A 16,951-nucleotide genomic window follows, 5' to 3' on the forward strand; every position below is an offset into this window, starting at 1 on the left:
ATGAACAAACGATTAAACCTTTTGGTTTGTATGCTGCTGTTAACGCTTGGTGCGCTGGCGCAGCACACCATTAGCGGACAGATTGTGGATGCCAAGACAGGCGAGCCCATTCCCTTTGCCAGTGCCCAGTACCTGGGTCATGGGGTAGGAGTGGCTTCGGATATCGATGGCAACTTCTCGATTGCCCGTCATAATGGCTGGCAGCTTACCTTTACATCGGTAGGCTACGTATCGCATACGGTACAGATTAACTCGGGTATCAAGAGCGTGATTAAGATTGCACTGAAGACCGACAATAAGATGCTGAAAGAGGTGACCATCAAAACCAAGCGTGGTCGCTACAGTCGTAAGAACAATCCCGCTGTGGAGATGATGCGTAAGGTGATAGCCGCCAAGAAGCAGACCGATCTCGACAACCGCGATTATTATCAGTACAACAAGTACCAGAAGATTACGCTGGCACTGAACGATTTCCGTCCCGAGGTGCTCGATTCGCCCAAGTATAAGAAGAAGCAGTGGCTCATCGACCAGATTGAGGCCTGTCCTTATAACAACAAACTCATCCTGCCCATCAGTGTGGATGAGACGGTATCGCAGAAGATCTACCGCAAGAAACCACACGACGAGAAGACGATTATCAAGGGTATCAACACCCAGGGTATCAACGACCTGTTTCAGACGGGTGATATCCTGAACACCATCATGAAGGATGTGTTTACCGATGTGAACATCTATGATGATCAGATCCGTATGCTGCAGTACCCCTTCACATCACCTATCGGAAAAGATGCCATCGGTTTCTACCGCTATTATATCGAGGATACGCTGATGGTGGATAAGGACCTGTGCTACCATCTGCACTTCCTGCCGAACAACCAGCAGGACTTCGGTTTCCGTGGCGACCTGTATATTCTGGCCGACAGCAGCTGGCAGGTGAAGCGTTGCGAGATGACCATCCCTAAGAAGAGCGATGTGAACTTCGTAGAGAACATGCAGGTGGTGCAGGAGTTCACGCAGTTGCCCGATGGCGACTGGGTGCTGAGTGTGGATGATATGTTTACCGAACTCAAGCTGGCCAACTTCCTGCAGAAGTTTGCCGTCATCCGTAATACCCGTATCAACGATTATGCCTTTGATGAACTGCCCAAGCAGCTGTTCAAGGGTACGAAGAAAGAGGTGAAGGACGTGAACGCCATGATGCGTAGCGATGAGTTCTGGAACCAGTACCGTCAGGTAGAGCTTACCAAGGCCGAGAGTCAGATGGACCAGTTCGTCAATGGCATGCAGAATGTCAAGGGCTTCAAGTGGATCCTGTTCGGCTTGAAGGCGCTGGTCGAGAACTTTGTCGAGACAGGCACGAAGGAACACCCCAGCAAGGTGGATATCGGTCCTATCAACACCATGATTACCAAGAATATCATCGATGGTATCCGTACGCGTATCTCTGCCCAGACCACGGCTAATCTCGATTCGAACTTTTTTGCCCGTGGCTATGTGGCCCGTGGATGGGACTCCAAGAAATGGTACTACAAGGGCGACTTGATATGGTCGTTCAATAAGAAGGAGTACCTGCCTCGCGAATTCCCGCAGCGCACACTCACCTTCTCATCTACCTACGATGTGATGTCGCCATCCGATAAGTTCATGCACACCGATAAGGATAATGTGTTTACCGCCTTTAAGTGGAGCAAGGTGGATAAGATGATGTTCTACAACCGTCAGTCGCTCACCTTTGAGCGCGAGGAGGACTGGGGCTTCCGCACCACGCTCTCCATGAAACTCGAGGAGAACGAGGCCTGTGGTGGTCTGTACTTCATTCCGATGTCGATGTCGTCTGACCGCAGTCTGTGGACCAATTGGAGCAATCCTACCTTGCCACCGGTAGAGGGCATTACTACCGGTGTACTGCCAGTGCAGTCGCAGAAGATCCGTACCACTGAGCTCCGTGCTGAGTTGCGTTTTGCCCCTGGCGAGACCTTTATCAACACCAAGCAGCGTCGTTTGCCTATCAACCTCGATGCCCCTGTGTTTACGGTCAGTCACACCCTGGGCTTGAAGAATGTGCTGGGTGGACAGTATAGCTACAACTATACCGAGGGCTCTATCTACAAGCGCTTCTGGCTCAAGTCGTGGGGAAAGATGGACTTCAATGTCAAGGGTGGTGTCCAGTGGGAAAAGGTACCGTTCCCCTTGCTCATTATGCCCGAGACCAACCTCTCGTATATCGTGCAGGACTATACCTTTGAGGCCATCAACAACATGGAGTTTCCCACCGACCGATTCGTGTCGGGTCAGGTCAACTGGGACCTGAACGGCAAAATCCTCAACCGCATCCCCTTGTTGCGTAAGCTCAAGTGGCGTGAGTGGATTGGCTTCCGTGTACTGTGGGGCGAGCTGAGCGATAAGAACAATCCTTATCTGGATCACAATATCGGCAACCCCATCCTGATGTACTTCCCCGAGGGTAGCTATGTCATCGATCCCAAGCGTCCTTATATGGAGCTCAGCTTAGGCTTGCACAATATTTTCAAGATTATTCATGTGGAGTATGTGCGTCGTTTGAACTACAACGAGCTGCCTACAGCCCACAAGCATGGGGTACGTTTCATGGTACGAGCCACGTTCTAAGAACGGTTCAAAATGTGTATAAAAATAAAAAGCAAGAGTGTCATCCCGACAGTCTTGCTTTTCCATTTTCTAACTAACTTATTATCAACTATTCATTACTCATTTCTGATTTTGCTGGTGCAAAGGTACGAAGAAAAATGCTTAAAATCAATAGCTTAACGTAAAAAATAGCACGTAAACGTTTGAGATATTCAAAAAAATATGTACCTTTGCAACGTCACATGATATGAATACGTAAATGATAACAAATAAACGTAGAACCTCACTCAAGGATATCGCTCAGGAATTGGGCGTCAGTATAGCTACTGTCAGTCGTGCCTTGCGTAGCTCGCCCGAGATTGGTGCGGCCATGCAGGAGAAGGTGAAGGAGCTGGCGCGTAAGATGAATTACCGTCCCAACCCCTTTGCGCAGAGTTTACGTAAAGAGGCGCCCAGAGTCATTGGTGTGGTGGTGCCTAACCTGGTTACGCACTACTATGCGGCTGTGCTGGATGGTATCGAGGACGAGGCCCGCAAGGCCGGTTACTCGGTTATCAGCGCCAATACCCACGAGGATAGCGAGCTCGAGGTAAAAGCCATCGATAACTTTATCAATCTGCATGTCGAAGGCATCATTGCTTGTCTGGCGCAGGATACACGCGACTATAGTCACTTCGAGGAGATCTACAACATGCAGATACCCATGGTGTTCTTCGGCCGCACTTGTTTGTCGGATAAATTCTCGTGTGTCACTGCCAATGGTGATATCGCTGCCCAACAGGCCACCCAGCACCTCATCGATACAGGTAGCAAGCGCATTGCCTTTATCGGTGGTCCTAACCACTTGGATATGGTCATCCGTCGTAAGCATGGCTACTTAGAGGCCCTGCGCGAGAATCGTATCCCCATCGAGCGCGAGCTGGTGGTGTGCGAGAAGATAGATTTCGACTGGGCCCTGGAGGCTGCCACCCGTTTGTTGCAGATGCCCAACCGTCCGGATGCTATTCTGGCCTTTAACGATATCATCACGTTTGCCGCCTTTACGGCTATCAAGCAGCTGGGACTGCGTATCCCCGATGATGTGGCACTCATTGGCTTTACCGATGATGTGCATGCGGGCTATGTCACCCCACGCCTCTCGGCCATTGTGGATCAGAGTTACGAGATGGGTACCGAGGCCTGCAAGCTGTTGCTCAAGAATATCAATGGCGACAGCAAGATTATCAAGAAAATTGTACCGCAGAAACTGGTCATTCGCGAAACATCGGCTAAGAAATAACAATACCTTTTGATATATATGAAACGTCTACTTACCTATATCCTCTGTCTGTTCTGCCTCACAGCAAGTGCGGCAACAGCTGTCATCCCCGACATGAAGTTCCGTCGTCTGGATGCGCGTGATGGTTTGTCCAACTCACAGATCAACTACCTGTTCCAGGACTCGCGTGGTTTTATCTGGATTGGCACTTCGTATGGTTTGAACCGTTACGATGGCTACCGTTTCCGTATCTATTACTCCAATGCCACCGATACCACCACACTGCGTAACAACCTGGTGGATCAGATCTGGGAGGATGCCGACGGTATGCTGTGGCTCAAACAGGGCATGAACTACAGTCTGTTCAACCCCTTTACCGAACAGGTGAACCGCAACCCCAAGAGCATCTTGGCCAAATGGGGCATCAAAGGTAATATCGACCGTTTCTATATCGACTCGCAGAAGCGTTTCTGGGTGAAGACCTACGACGAGGGTCTGTATTGCTATAACCCGCGTAAAAAGACCTATAAGCTCATCAAATACGGCTACGAACAGAACGAGATTCCCAAGGAGTACAACTTCTCTAACTTTGCCGAGTGGAACGATAAGCTGCTGGTCACCTCGAGTGATGGCGACCTGATGATTATCGATGGCGACAAGGGCGAGATACTCCTGAAGGACGACTTTATGAAGCACAATGGCGGTCAGACCAGTCAGGGTTATTACTGTTATGTGGATAAGCACAGCAACTACTGGGTGCTCACCATGGGAAATGTGTTTGTGTTCGACCAGAAGGATAAGAAGTGGTATGCCAATCTCAACGATTTCCTGGCACAGTACGGCATTGCCCCACTGCCCGCAGGCTTGCAGGTGTGGGATGCCTGCATGGACCAGCGAGGCTGGATGTGGCTGGCTACCGATCACTTCGGTATCTATGTCATCGACATGAAACGTGGTGAGGTCAAGAACTTCATGAACAACAAGTACGATGCCACCTCTATCAGCGAGAACACAGCGAAGAAGTTGATGCTCGACCGCTCGGGCAACATGTGGATTGGCTGCTATCGCAACGGCTTGAATCAGTATATCGAGAAACTCCTGGGCTTCAATACTTTAGAGGTGGGCGACGTGAACACCACCTGTGTGGATGTCGCAGGCAACTGGTGGTTTGGTACCGATAACCGTGGTATCATCAAATACCTGCCAGCCACTGGCGAGACCGAGGTGTACGATAAGGCCCGCTGTGGCTTTGCCAGCGATGTGATGGTGGCCAGCTATGGCGCCAAGGATGGGTCGGTATGGTTCGGTACCTATAATGGTGGACTGATTCATCTGACTAACGGACAGGCCAAGAACTACACCATGGCCAATACCAACGGCAAATTGCTCAATAACAATATCTGGTCGGTTACCGAGGATAAGTGGGGCGATATCTGGCTGGGAACCCTGGGTAGTGGTGTACAGCGCCTCTCTGTCAAAACAGGTCAATTCCGTACCATCAACTCGCATAACTCCACCATGCCCGAGAACTTTATAACCACCGCCAACTGGAATGCCAAAGGCTGGCTTATGGTGGGTCACTCGCAGTACTACTCACTCATCAATCCCGTGAGTGGTAAGGTGGCCAATATGAAGATCCCCACTGTCGAAGGACAGCTGTCGGCCATGCCTTCTTCTACCTGCGTGCTGGAGGATAGTCGTGGTCTGGTATGGCAGGGCTCTACCTCTGGCTGTTGCATTGTGGATTGGAAAAACAGCAAGCAGACCTTGCTGGATATGAACAGCGGACTGATTGGCTCGAGTGTGGTAGGCATTGCCGAGGATAAGCAGCACACCATGTGGGTGGTTACCGAGTATGGCGTGTCAAATGTGGTGCCTAAGAAAGACGAGGAGGGCAACTGGACCTTCAATGTGCGTAGTTTCACCACCAAGGATGGTCTGCAGCATGGTCCCTATAACCAGCGTTCTATCTGTATCACCCAGGACGGTCTGGTGCTGGTAGGTGGTGTGAATGGTGTGGATGTCATCAACCCCAAGCTGGTCACCAATATCGATAACAATGAAACACCAATCTTCAGCGGTCTGAAGCTCTTCGGACAGCAGTTGGGTATTGGCGAGACTTACGATGGTCGTGTGATTCTCGAGGAGGATCTCAACGTGAGCAAGGAGCTCATCCTGCGCCATTACGAGAATCAGTTCACCATCCAGCTGGCTACCGATAAGGGCGAGATGCACAACGAGTCGCGTTTCGTCTATCAGCTCGAGGGCTTCAGCGATAAGTGGATCAAGACCGAGGAGAACGATCCTAACATTACCTATATGTCGTTGCGCCATGGCGATTACATCCTGCATGTGCGCATGCTCAATGCCGATGGCACCATGGGCGAGAACGAGGCAACCCTGAAGATTACCATCACCCCACCGCTGTTGCGTAACCGTTGGATTATGGTCATCTTCCTGGCACTGGTACTCTTAGGTGTGTTCATCTGGCGTAGGTTCTTCCTCAAGCGTCAGGCCGAGAAGACCGAGCGCGACTACCTGCGCATGGAGGTGATGAAGAAACAGTGGATGGCCGAGATGCGTGCCGAACTGCAACAGCAGCAGGAGAGCGACCAGAAGGCACAGGCCGAGGAGCTCTATAACGAGGCTTGGAGCATCGAGGAGACGGTGAAGAAACCGCACGACTTACAGCACTTCATGAAAGAGCAGTGTGCCCAGTTCAAGGCGCCTCTTGGCAAGCATGTCCGATTCTCATTCTTCCCATTGGCTAACGATCTCACGGTTGATTTCGATCGCGAGCAGATGGCACAGGCCGTACAGATGTTGCTCAACAGCTGTGCCCTGTTCTCACCCACCGACTGTCGTATCAAGGTGTTTGTCGATAAGACCTCTACCTCTGGCTCTATCCGTATCTCGGATAATGGTGTGGGTCTGCCTCCTGGAGGCGAAGAGGCCATCTTCGATCCGATGGTGAGCGATGATGATTCAGGTATTAGTCTGTTCTTCGTCAAGGCCATTGTCGAGATGCATGGCGGTACCATCACAGCCGAGAACAACCCCAGTGGCGGTTCTGTCTATACCATCACGCTGCCCGTAGAGCAACAGCCCGAAGAGGCCGTCATGCTGGATGAAGATTGAGATTAAGTGAGAGCAGAGATAAGCTTGCTTAGGCTATGCCGAACGTGAGCAATCTCGATACGAAGTGTCAATGAAGGCTCGATACGTAGTATCAACATTACAACCAATAATATAAAAATGAAACGAATTCAAATTTTAGTGTCTGGCCTGCTGCTATCCTCAACCATGATGGCAGCAGTGGTGCAGACCAACGGAAACAATGTGACTATTACGCCTGATGGTGGTCAGGCCAAGGTGGTATACCTTGAGGTGATTAACAACCAGATTATCCGTGTGCGAGCCACCAGTCAGCAGGCTTTACCCACCAAGCCTGCCTCGCTCATGATTGTGCCCAATGCAGCCCCTGCCAAAGGGTCGTACGCCATTACCGACGAGGGCGACAACGTGGTAGTTAAAACCCAGAAGGTAAAGGCGGTGGTGCAGAAGGCTACCGGTCAGATTACCTTCTTCGATGCCACAGGCAAGCAGTTGCTCAAGGAGGCTCAGGAGGGTAAGAAGTTCTGGGACTTTACCGTACCTGAGCGCGAGTTGGGTATGAAAACGGGTTATACCGTTCCCGAGGAGCAGAAGCATGGTCTGTCGTGGCAGATGAAGTTCGACTCACCCGATGATGAGGCTTTCTATGGCTTGGGTCAGCACCAGAGCGAGGAGTTCAACATGAAGGGTAAGAACGAGGACCTGTTCCAGTATAACACCAAGGTCAGCATTCCTTTCGTGCTCTCTAATAAGAACTACGGACTGCTGTGGGACAGCTACAGCTATTGTCGTTTCGGTAATCCTAACGATTACCTGCAACTCAATCGCGCCTTCAAGCTCTATGATAAGAGTGGTAAAGAGGGCCATCTCACAGGTACCTATGTTGATGCCCGTGGTAAAAAGCTGGTACGCGATGAAGACTCTATCTATTATGAGTATGGTACGCCCGAGAAATCAGCCATCGCCCTCAAGACCGACAATGGCGGCATCAAGAATTTCCCCAAGGACATCAATCTCATGGGCGCCAACGTTACCTATGAAGGTTTCATCGAACCCGAGTGCATTCCCGAGCAAGGCTCGCCTACCCGTAGCCTTTGTGGCCATTGTAAGGGAAAGAGCCAACTCTATCAGTTCATCCTGTACTATTCTGGCTATGTAAAGGTATATATCGATGGTAAGGAGGTAGTGCCTGAGCGCTGGCGTACAGCTTGGAACCCCAATACCTATAAGTTCTCTACCGAGTTGCAGAAGGGTAAGCGTGTGCAGCTTCGCATAGAGTGGCGCCCCGATGGTGGCGAGGCTTATTGCGGTCTGCGTGTAGCTGAGCCCCGTAGCAAACAGGAGCGCGAGCAGCTGAGTGTCTGGAGCGAGATGGCCAAGGATATGGACTATTACTTCATTGCTGGCGACAATCTCGATCAGGTGGTCAGCGGTTATCGCACCCTCACTGGTAAGGCTTCGCTCTATCCCAAGTGGGTACTGGGCTTCTGGCAGAGTCGTGAGCGCTATAAGACGCAGGACGAGATCGAGGGCACCCTCGCTGAGTTCCGCAAGCGCCATATTCCTATCGATAATATCGTACAGGACTGGAACTACTGGCCCGAGGACCAGTGGGGCTCGCACCAGTTCGAGGCTTCACGCTATCCAAATCCACAGCAGATGCTCGACAAGGTTCACCAGATGCATGGTCGATTCATGATTAGCGTATGGCCTAAGTTCTATTGCAATACCGACAACTACAAGGAGCTAGATGCCAAGGGATGGATGTATGTCCAGAGCCCAACGGATGATATTCACGACTGGGTTGGTCCTGGCTACACCAATGGCTTCTACGATGCCTATGATCCCGGTGCCCGCAAGATGTTCTGGCGCCAGATGGACGAGAACCTGTATACCAAGTACAACCACAATGGTGTCGCTGGCGTTGACGCCTGGTGGATGGATGCCTCAGAGCCCAATGTGCGCGATTGCACCCCCATGTGGTATCGCAAGGCTCTCTCTGGTCCAACAGCCTTAGGTACATCTACTGAGTATTTCAATGCCTACTCAACAGTGAATGCCGATGCTATCTATAATGGCCAGCGTTCAGTATGGAAGGGTAAACTCAATGAGCCTCGTGTGTTCTTGCTCACCCGTAGCGGTTTTGCTGGCGAGCAGCGTTACTCTACTGCTACCTGGAGTGGTGATATCGGTACCCGTTGGGAGGATATGCGTGCCCAGATGACGGCTGGCTTGAACTACTCTATCTCAGGTGTTCCTTTCTGGGGTATGGACCAGGGTGGATTCTGTGTAGAGAACCGCTATGTGGCTGCCCAGCAGTTGTACGATCGTACCAAGGTGGAGAACGAGGATCTGAAGGAGTGGCGCGAGCTACAGACCCGTTGGAACCAGTTCGGCACCTTTATTCCTTTGTTCCGCTCACATGGTCAGTGGCCATTGCGTGAGATTTGGAACATTGCTCCTGATGAGCATCCCGCCTATAAGTCGTTTGTTTACTACGATAAGTTGCGCTATCGCCTCATGCCATACCTCTATTCACTGGCAGGATGGGCACACTTCAAGGACTACACTCTGATGCGCCCATTGGTAATGGACTTCAATGGCGATAAGGAGGTTGAGAATATCGGCAACCAGTGGATGTTCGGTCCTGCCCTGATGGCTTGTCCTGTAGGCTACTACAAGGCCCGCAACCGTTCGGTTTACTTCCCTGCCCAGTGCGGTTGGTATAACCTCTACACAGGCGAATATACCGAGGGTGGTCAGCGCCTCATTGTAGATGCGCCTTACGAGCAGATTCCTGTCTTTGTGCGCGAGGGTGCCATCATCCCATTCGGTCCCGAGATGGAGTGGAGCGATGAGAAGCCTGCCGAGCTCATCAACCTCTATGTCTATGCCGGTCAGGATGGCGCGTTCCAACTCTATGAGGACGAGGGTACCAACTACAACTACGAGAAGGGCAAGTATGCCACCATCGATATCACTTACGATGAGGCTACCCGTACCGTTTCGTTTGGTGCGCGCAAGGGTCAGTTCGCTGGCATGCTCAAGAATCGTCAGTTCAATATTGTACTGATATCAAAAGAGCATCCCCAGCCGCTCAATCTCGACAACCCATCGGGTAAGCTTGTTTCTTACAATGGCAAGGCCCTGACCGTCAAGTTGTAATCTTAGAGTTTGCAATACGCAAGTTATCTTGTTAAAATAGTCTAAAAAAGCGATATGTTGGTTGCAACGTATCGCTTTTTTTAGTACTTTTGCAGACTTTTTCAGAGTAACGATATAAATATGAGGCAATTAAAGATTCAAAAAAGTATTACCAACCGATCAAGTGAGGCACTCGACAAGTATCTTGTAGAAATCGGTCGTCAACCCCTTGTCACTATTGATGAAGAGATTGAGCTGGCTCAGGCCATCCGCCGTGGCGGTCCTGAGGGCGAGAAGGCGAAGGAGCGCCTGGTAACAGCTAATCTGCGCTTTGTGGTGTCTGTAGCAAAACAGTACCAGCATCAGGGCTTGACACTGACTGACCTGATCGACGAGGGAAATATTGGACTGGTAAAGGCAGCAGAGAAGTTTGATGAGACACGCGGATTTAAGTTTATCTCTTATGCCGTATGGTGGATTCGTCAGAGCATTCTGCAGGCTATTGCCGAGCAGAGTCGTATTGTGCGCTTGCCCCTGAACCAGAGTGGCGCTCTGAGCAAGATTAATCAGGAAATCAATAAGTTCGAGCAGCAGCATCAGCGTCGCCCATCTGTGACCGAGCTGGCTGAGCTCACACAGATCGAGGAGTCGAAGATTGAGCAGACTGCCAAGGCCGACAGTCACCACATGAGTATCGATGCACCTTTCGGTGAGGATGATGATAACTCAATGGCCGACATGCTGAGCAGTGGCGAGGATACCCGTACCGACAAGCTGGTGGATTACGAGTCGCTCACATCCGATTTGGATAATGTGTTGCGTAACGTCCTGAAGGATCGTGAACTCAAGATTGTCAAGGAGTGCTTTGGCATTGGTTGTCAGGAGCGTGGTCTCGAGGAGATTGGCGCAGAGATGGGACTCACGCGTGAGCGTGTACGTCAGATTCGCGAAAAGAGCATCACCAAACTGCACGACAGTGGTTATGCACGCATCTTGATGAAATACCTGGGTTAATAAGCCGTTTAGCTTATTGGCAGTGTAACAATAAACTGGGCGCCATCTGTATAGGTGGTGTCCAGTTCTACTTTTCCACCCAACTGTTCGGCCAGTCTGCGGCTCAGTGGCAGTCCCAGTCCGATACCTTCCTTAAAGTTATCCAGTTTCACAAAGCGGTCGAAGATACGTTCTGCCTCTTCCACGGGGATACCATAGCCGGTGTCGGTCACCATCATCTGCAGCTGGTCACCCGCCTGTTCGGCTTTAATGGTAATAGTGCCTTTTTCGGTATATTTGGCGGCATTATCCATCAGGCACGACAGGATGCGGCGCAACATATTCTCGTTGGTCTTCAGCGTAAAGTCATCGGGCAGTGTGGTCTCCAGCTTGATCTCGGTCTCGTCGGTCACATAGTCCTGGTATTCTCTCTGCAACCCACGTAACATGTCGTTGATGTGCGGCTTATCATCCTTGCTCATCTTTTCGGTGCTCTCGATGAGCGACAGTCCGATAATCTCGTCGATGAGGATGGTCACCTGTCGGGTACTCTTCTGCATCATGGTCGATATATGCTTGCGCTCCTCGGGGTTGCCCGCCAGATCAGGATCGGCTATCACCTGGGCAAAACCCGTGATGATGTTCAGCGGCGTGCGCACCTCATGACTCACGTTCTGGATAAACGCCGTCTTCATCTTCTCCGACTCCATGGCCTTTTTATACGCCTTGCGCAGTTCCTTCAGGTGCTTTTTGCGTATCTGCACGATATATACCAGGGCGATAATCAGCAGTGTCAGTAGCAGGATAGCACCCATCAGGGCGGTGGTACGTACGGCAGCCGCTTTCTTCTCGGCTTCGTACAGCTCTACCTGTTCCTGGATACCCTGCATACTGTTGGTCAGCACCACATTATCTATCGAGTCGCTGGCCAGCGATTCCTCCTTAAACGATTTGTAGGCCTCCTCCCATCTGCCGGCACGTTCGTATATCAGCGGGATGGCATCGGCACCCTCGTCACCCAACTCGCGTTTGGCATATTCGATGGCCTCATCCACCTGACCTGTGGCAGCCAGGTAGTAGGCCTCCATGCTGCGACCGTGAACCGACGACAGACCTTTCTTTTCGCCCTCCTTATACACCTTGTAACCCTTTAGGAACTGGTCTATCTTACCTTCGTTATAGTAGGTCAGTGTCTTTCGGGTCTCGATGTCGAACACCCGTTCGGGCGAATATTTCTGGGCAATGGCTTTGGCCTTGTCCATCAGGTCTAATGCCTCCTGAGCGTCATCGTCTATGGCTACATTGATGATATTCATGTAGATGGGCGGGATGCTCTCGTAATAGCCGTTCTTCTCCATCATCTGTACCACCTCGTACCAGCATTTCTTGGCAGCCTCTTTGTTACCACAGTATTTGTTAATGTGGCCCATCATGTTCACGGCCATATACATCTCCTTGGTCAATTTCTTCTCGCGCAACTCCTTCGACAGTTCCTGAGCCTTGGTGTAGGCCTCAAAAATCTTCTGTCGGTTCATCTCAAAGATAATGTCGTTGCACCGTTGGGTGTAGTAGCCGTGCAAGTCGTTATTGGCCAGCAGATAGTTCTGCAGGTTCGTCAGATGCGTATAGAATCGGGCACTGTCGCCATCGTTGAATGCATGACTCATGGAGTCGCGAAGTTCTATGTATTTCGCGTCTTTCTTATAATCAATATTTGCGTGGCTGGCACTCGTTCCAAGTAATAGCGCTGTAGCCAAAAGGATTCGTCCTATATTCATAATCTTAGGTTAGTCTGTATTCTTTTCTGCAAAAATACTAATTATTTCATAATTACCAAATATTTTTGCTTTTTTTTTCCTTTATAATAAAAAAATCCGTGTAATCCGTGTCATCCGTGCCTAAAATTGCTTATCTTTGCAGGCGAATTAAAGAAAACAAGATGAATAAGAATTTGATTTTAGCCCTTATAGCAGTGCCTTGCTTGTTAGCAAGTTGTGGTCAGAAAAAGCAGCACGATGATATCATCGTACAGCATACCGAGGCGCCCAAACCTCAGGCCCCCATCCGTATGCAGGATTATAAAGATGTAAAGGATGTGCAGTGGTTGGGCAAGCAGTACCAGGTGGAGGTGGTGCGTACAGCCGACGACTCTTTGCGCATGGTGAAGGACGAGAACGGACAGAAGTTCGTGGATAACCGTATCACGCTCAAGGTCATCCGTACCGATGGTAGTGTGTTCTGCAGCAAGTCGTTTACCAAGGCCGCTTTCGATGGCTGTCTGGATGACGACTATCGTAAGACGGGTATTCTCGAAGGTTTTGTGTTCGACAAGGCCGAGGGCAACCAGCTGTTCTTTGCCGCCAGCGTATGTCATCCCCAGACCGATGAGTATATTCCTTTGATTGTTACCGTCAGCAACTTTGGCGAGGTAGGCATCTCGCGCGATCAGGATTTGGAGTAAGCCCTATGAAACAGCGAAAAAGCATTCTCATTGCAGGTGGTGTAATAGCTATACTGGTGCTGTTCGGTTTAACGTTCAGTTGTGTGCGTTGTTCATCCGAAAAGCCGGTCAGTGTGCAGGCAGGCGTTGCCCAAGGCATCGATACCGTCCCCATGCTCATCATGCAGGTGCAGAAGTGCTCCAAGTTGTACACGGCCGAATATCGCGTACATAAGATTATCACCCACGATGATGCCTTGCGACTCAAAGGTCAGCTCATGAGCAAGCAGTTCAACCTCAAGGTGCCTCTGGCGGATCGTAAAATTGCCATCCCCATGGATGCCAAGATCAAGGCGTATATCGATTTCTCGGAGTTCTCTGAGAAGAATATCGAGCGCAATGGCAACCAGATTACCATCATTCTGCCCGATCCTCAGGTGGTGATGACCAGCTCTAAGATTGATCAGAAGAACGTCAAACAGTATGTTGGTCTCACGCGTGCACATTTCAGCGACGAGGAGTTGGCTAACTATCAGCAGCAGGGTAGGGAGGCCATCCTGCAGAGTATTCCCGATATGGGTATCGAAGAAACCGCCCGTGCCAATGCGGCCAAGGTGCTGGTGCCCATGCTCACCCAGTTGGGTTACGAGGAGCAGGATATCACTATTGCTTTCCGCAAGGACTTGGATTTTGGGCACGGATTTCGCGGATTAACACGGATTGAAGATTAATTTGGCACGAATTACGCGAATTAACACGAATTTATGAAGCAGTACAAAATAGTAATAGGTGCAGTTGTTTTGATCGCTGTTGTTGCGATTTTCTTCTGGGTTAAGAGTGCCTTCAAGGGTAATTATCTTGAGGTGGGTACCAATGATAACATTGAGCCTACACCTACTCAGATACAGTCTATTCGTGATATTGGTGAGTGGGAGTTTCTGTCTGTCTCAGCCGAGGAGATGGTCGATACCGTCCGTAAGGGTTTCTTCTCCGACGATGAGTTGGTGCGCATCTATTACGGCACCTTGCGTTTAGGCATCGATATGCAGCAGTTGAGCGATGGCGCCATCACTCTCCAAGGCGACACGCTTCAGGCAACGTTACCGAAGGTTGGTCTCTTGGACAAAGACTTCATCGACGAAGCTAAAACCAAATCCTTCTACGAGAGTGGCAAATGGACCCCACAAGCCCACCAGGCCCTCTACCAAAAAGCCCACCGTCAAATGCTAACCCATTGCCTCACCAAAGAAAATGTTAAGACAGCTGAGGTTAATGCCGAAATCCAGGTTTCAAATCTGTTTAAGAGCTTAGGCTATAAGAACGTAGTTCTTCATTTCGAGTAACCCCTGCCAGGGGACAGGTCCCTGTCATCCGATTCCCTCGCTTGCTGGACGCTCGCTCCACCCACCCTCGCTCTTTGGTGGCAGCCCGCCCCCAGCCGCGCGGCATCCCCCTCGGTGTTTTCAGGTATTAGTTGAGTTTTTCAAAAGAAAAACTTGCAAGTTTCAACTATTTGTTTTATATTTGCAGCAGATTTATTTAATTTACGATTATGGTAACAACATATAATCAAGTAGAAGTGTCTCCTGTTGATGCGCTTTGGACATTAATACAGGGACAAAGCAAGGCTGTAAGAGTTGCACTTACCAAAAGACTTTTAGAACAGGAAAAGGCAGCCTTAGCAGCAAAAGCTGTTGATGCTAAAAAGTTCACTCAGAAGATAAATGCTCTTGAGAACGATTCTGAGGGTTTCTTAAAATTGGGTGGCTTTATGGCAGATAGCAGTGTCAGTGCAGATGAACTTCTTGAAGAGGCTCTAACCGATAAATACGGAATCTGATATGAAAGTCTTTATTGATACCAATATCATTCTAGAATACTTCATGCATCGTGAGAAGTATGAGGTGGCGGAGAAACTATTAAAAGAACTCCATAACAGAGGCGCTCAGATGTTCATGTCTGTAGGAGCTTTCTATACCATACATTTCATTATTCTGAAATACTTACATAAAGAACAAGGGCTCGTTGGCGAGGTGTGTTTGCAGAGTCTTCGGATTATCATGAATAAGATACTTCAGATGTTTGATATTGCGGAGCATGATAAGAATAGCCTTTTACAAGGTGTTTCTGATAAAAGGTATAAAGACTTGGAAGACAGTTGTCAGTATCAAGTAGCTCAGAAGGTTGGATGTGAGGCTTTGGTCTCATTTAATATTTCAGACTATAAGGAGTCGACAGATGGACAAGTGAAAATCTACACACCCCAACAGTTCATAGAGCAGGAATTGGTAGAACGTTAAGGGAGTACCTGTCCCCTGTCATGTGGAAGAACTGTCAGGAACCTGTCCCCTGTCAGGGGTGGCTTACAGGCCTTGGATAAGGCCGCGGCCTACACCCGTTAATCGCTCTAACTGACGATAAGAGGCTCCTTTTGATTTCAGAAACTTCAACACATCCCGTTTGATACCATCTTGCAATTGCTGGAATGCAGTACTATTCGTAACACCGGTATGCTCCTTAATCAATAGCATAATTTGATCGTCCGACGGTCTCTCCCTCGGCGTGTCTTCCATTTCCAGACAAGGTACGTCATCCTCCAGCGGCTCGTCAACCCATTCCTTCAGTTCGTCAAATGGAATTCTCTTCAATACTGTTGTCGTATCGCAGATTTGAAACACCGGCTCTACAGTTCCGTCAAACTCTCCCCAACTGCTATAGGCGTAGTCACTAACTCGCTCAACAAGCTTTGCTTTCACTGGGTTTTGGTGGATGTAACGGAGTAGAGTGGTAAAGTACCCCATATCGTTAACCGGCTCTGATTTGAATCGATCCTTGAACAGGTGCCCGTCGCGACCGTACTTGCGGTTATAATAGAACACATAGCTACCAGCAATGCGCTTGATAGTCTCACCCACGGTCTCTCCGCGCTCACGTATCAGCAGATGCAGATGGTTTGACATCAAGCAATAGGCATAATAAGTACAATTGCTCCCGCATGGTGCCCCTTCGTCGTCGTAACGAAAACGCATTCTGTCGAGTGTCGCGATGAATTGGAAATAGTCCTCTTCATCATTAAATATCTTCTGGTGGTTGATACCACGTATCATCACATGGTAAATACCCGTTCCCGACTCCTTTCGTGATTGTCTAGGCATATTTTCTGTTTTATGATTTAAACTTAGCTCTTTATTTGCGCTGCAAAAATAATAAAAATCCCAAACAATCTCATCATTATTCCAGAAAAAGTGCACATTTTCTTTATATAATAAGGGCTGCTCGCCCCTAATACCCTCGGTGTTTTAGCATGGTATTAGATAAAGGCCCTATGGGCCGCTGCTCAAGGAGCAGCCATAAGCAATATAGGCCGAAGTCCCGGCCTGCCAAAACATAGGATG

Annotated in this window: 12 protein-coding genes; 10 read left to right on the forward strand and 2 right to left on the reverse strand. The window is 49.6% G+C overall.

Annotated features, from left to right (window positions below):
- The 5 genes from T500_RS0108140 (at nucleotide 1) to T500_RS0108160 (ending at nucleotide 11,137) form a co-directional block, all read left to right on the forward strand.
- On the forward strand, nucleotides 1-2,628 hold the full coding sequence (locus T500_RS0108140) for a DUF5686 and carboxypeptidase-like regulatory domain-containing protein (RefSeq protein WP_028907706.1): 2,628 nt from the start codon (nucleotides 1-3) through the stop codon (nucleotides 2,626-2,628).
- A gap of 238 nt (nucleotides 2,629-2,866) precedes the next feature.
- Nucleotides 2,867-3,886 (forward strand): LacI family DNA-binding transcriptional regulator, encoded by a 1,020-nt coding sequence (locus T500_RS0108145; protein ID WP_028907707.1) that lies wholly within the window; start codon nucleotides 2,867-2,869, stop codon nucleotides 3,884-3,886.
- 18 nt (nucleotides 3,887-3,904) lie between these two features.
- Nucleotides 3,905-7,003, forward strand: coding sequence for a two-component regulator propeller domain-containing protein (locus T500_RS0108150; RefSeq protein WP_028907708.1), 3,099 nt, complete (start codon nucleotides 3,905-3,907; stop codon nucleotides 7,001-7,003).
- A gap of 117 nt (nucleotides 7,004-7,120) precedes the next feature.
- Nucleotides 7,121-10,144: a TIM-barrel domain-containing protein gene (locus tag T500_RS0108155; protein WP_028907709.1), complete on the forward strand. Its 3,024-nt coding sequence runs from the start codon at nucleotides 7,121-7,123 to the stop codon at nucleotides 10,142-10,144.
- Nucleotides 10,145-10,264: 120 nt separating this feature from the next.
- Nucleotides 10,265-11,137 (forward strand): RNA polymerase sigma factor RpoD/SigA, encoded by an 873-nt coding sequence (locus tag T500_RS0108160; RefSeq protein WP_013064420.1) that lies wholly within the window; start codon nucleotides 10,265-10,267, stop codon nucleotides 11,135-11,137.
- Between the two features lie 8 nt (nucleotides 11,138-11,145).
- On the opposite strand, the gene T500_RS0108165 is transcribed toward T500_RS0108160, so the two are convergent.
- The gene (locus T500_RS0108165) at nucleotides 11,146-12,894 is read right to left on the reverse strand and encodes a sensor histidine kinase (RefSeq protein WP_080694834.1); all 1,749 of its coding nucleotides are present in this window, start codon (nucleotides 12,892-12,894) and stop codon (nucleotides 11,146-11,148) included.
- A 161-nt stretch (nucleotides 12,895-13,055) separates the two neighbouring features.
- On the opposite strand from T500_RS0108165, the gene T500_RS15545 reads away from it, so the two are divergent.
- The 5 genes from T500_RS15545 (at nucleotide 13,056) to T500_RS0108190 (ending at nucleotide 15,856) form a co-directional block, all read left to right on the forward strand.
- Nucleotides 13,056-13,577, forward strand: coding sequence for a DUF4738 domain-containing protein (locus T500_RS15545; protein WP_036908890.1), 522 nt, complete (start codon nucleotides 13,056-13,058; stop codon nucleotides 13,575-13,577).
- Between the two features lie 5 nt (nucleotides 13,578-13,582).
- Nucleotides 13,583-14,287, forward strand: coding sequence for a DUF4230 domain-containing protein (locus T500_RS0108175; protein WP_051611961.1), 705 nt, complete (start codon nucleotides 13,583-13,585; stop codon nucleotides 14,285-14,287).
- A 33-nt stretch (nucleotides 14,288-14,320) separates the two neighbouring features.
- Nucleotides 14,321-14,899 (forward strand): DUF4230 domain-containing protein, encoded by a 579-nt coding sequence (locus T500_RS0108180; protein ID WP_028907712.1) that lies wholly within the window; start codon nucleotides 14,321-14,323, stop codon nucleotides 14,897-14,899.
- A gap of 209 nt (nucleotides 14,900-15,108) precedes the next feature.
- Nucleotides 15,109-15,396, forward strand: coding sequence for a hypothetical protein (locus tag T500_RS0108185; protein ID WP_028907713.1), 288 nt, complete (start codon nucleotides 15,109-15,111; stop codon nucleotides 15,394-15,396).
- Nucleotide 15,397: 1 nt separating this feature from the next.
- The gene (locus tag T500_RS0108190; RefSeq protein WP_028907714.1) at nucleotides 15,398-15,856 is read left to right on the forward strand and encodes a type II toxin-antitoxin system VapC family toxin; all 459 of its coding nucleotides are present in this window, start codon (nucleotides 15,398-15,400) and stop codon (nucleotides 15,854-15,856) included.
- A gap of 63 nt (nucleotides 15,857-15,919) precedes the next feature.
- On the opposite strand, the gene T500_RS0108195 is transcribed toward T500_RS0108190, so the two are convergent.
- Nucleotides 15,920-16,807, reverse strand: a complete 888-nt coding sequence (locus T500_RS0108195) for a transposase (protein ID WP_155267484.1) — start codon at nucleotides 16,805-16,807, stop codon at nucleotides 15,920-15,922.
- Between the last annotated feature and the right edge of the window lie 144 nt (nucleotides 16,808-16,951).

Source organism: Xylanibacter ruminicola Ga6B6 (assembly GCF_000687715.1).
Lineage (GTDB): Bacteria > Bacteroidota > Bacteroidia > Bacteroidales > Bacteroidaceae > Prevotella > Prevotella ruminicola_B.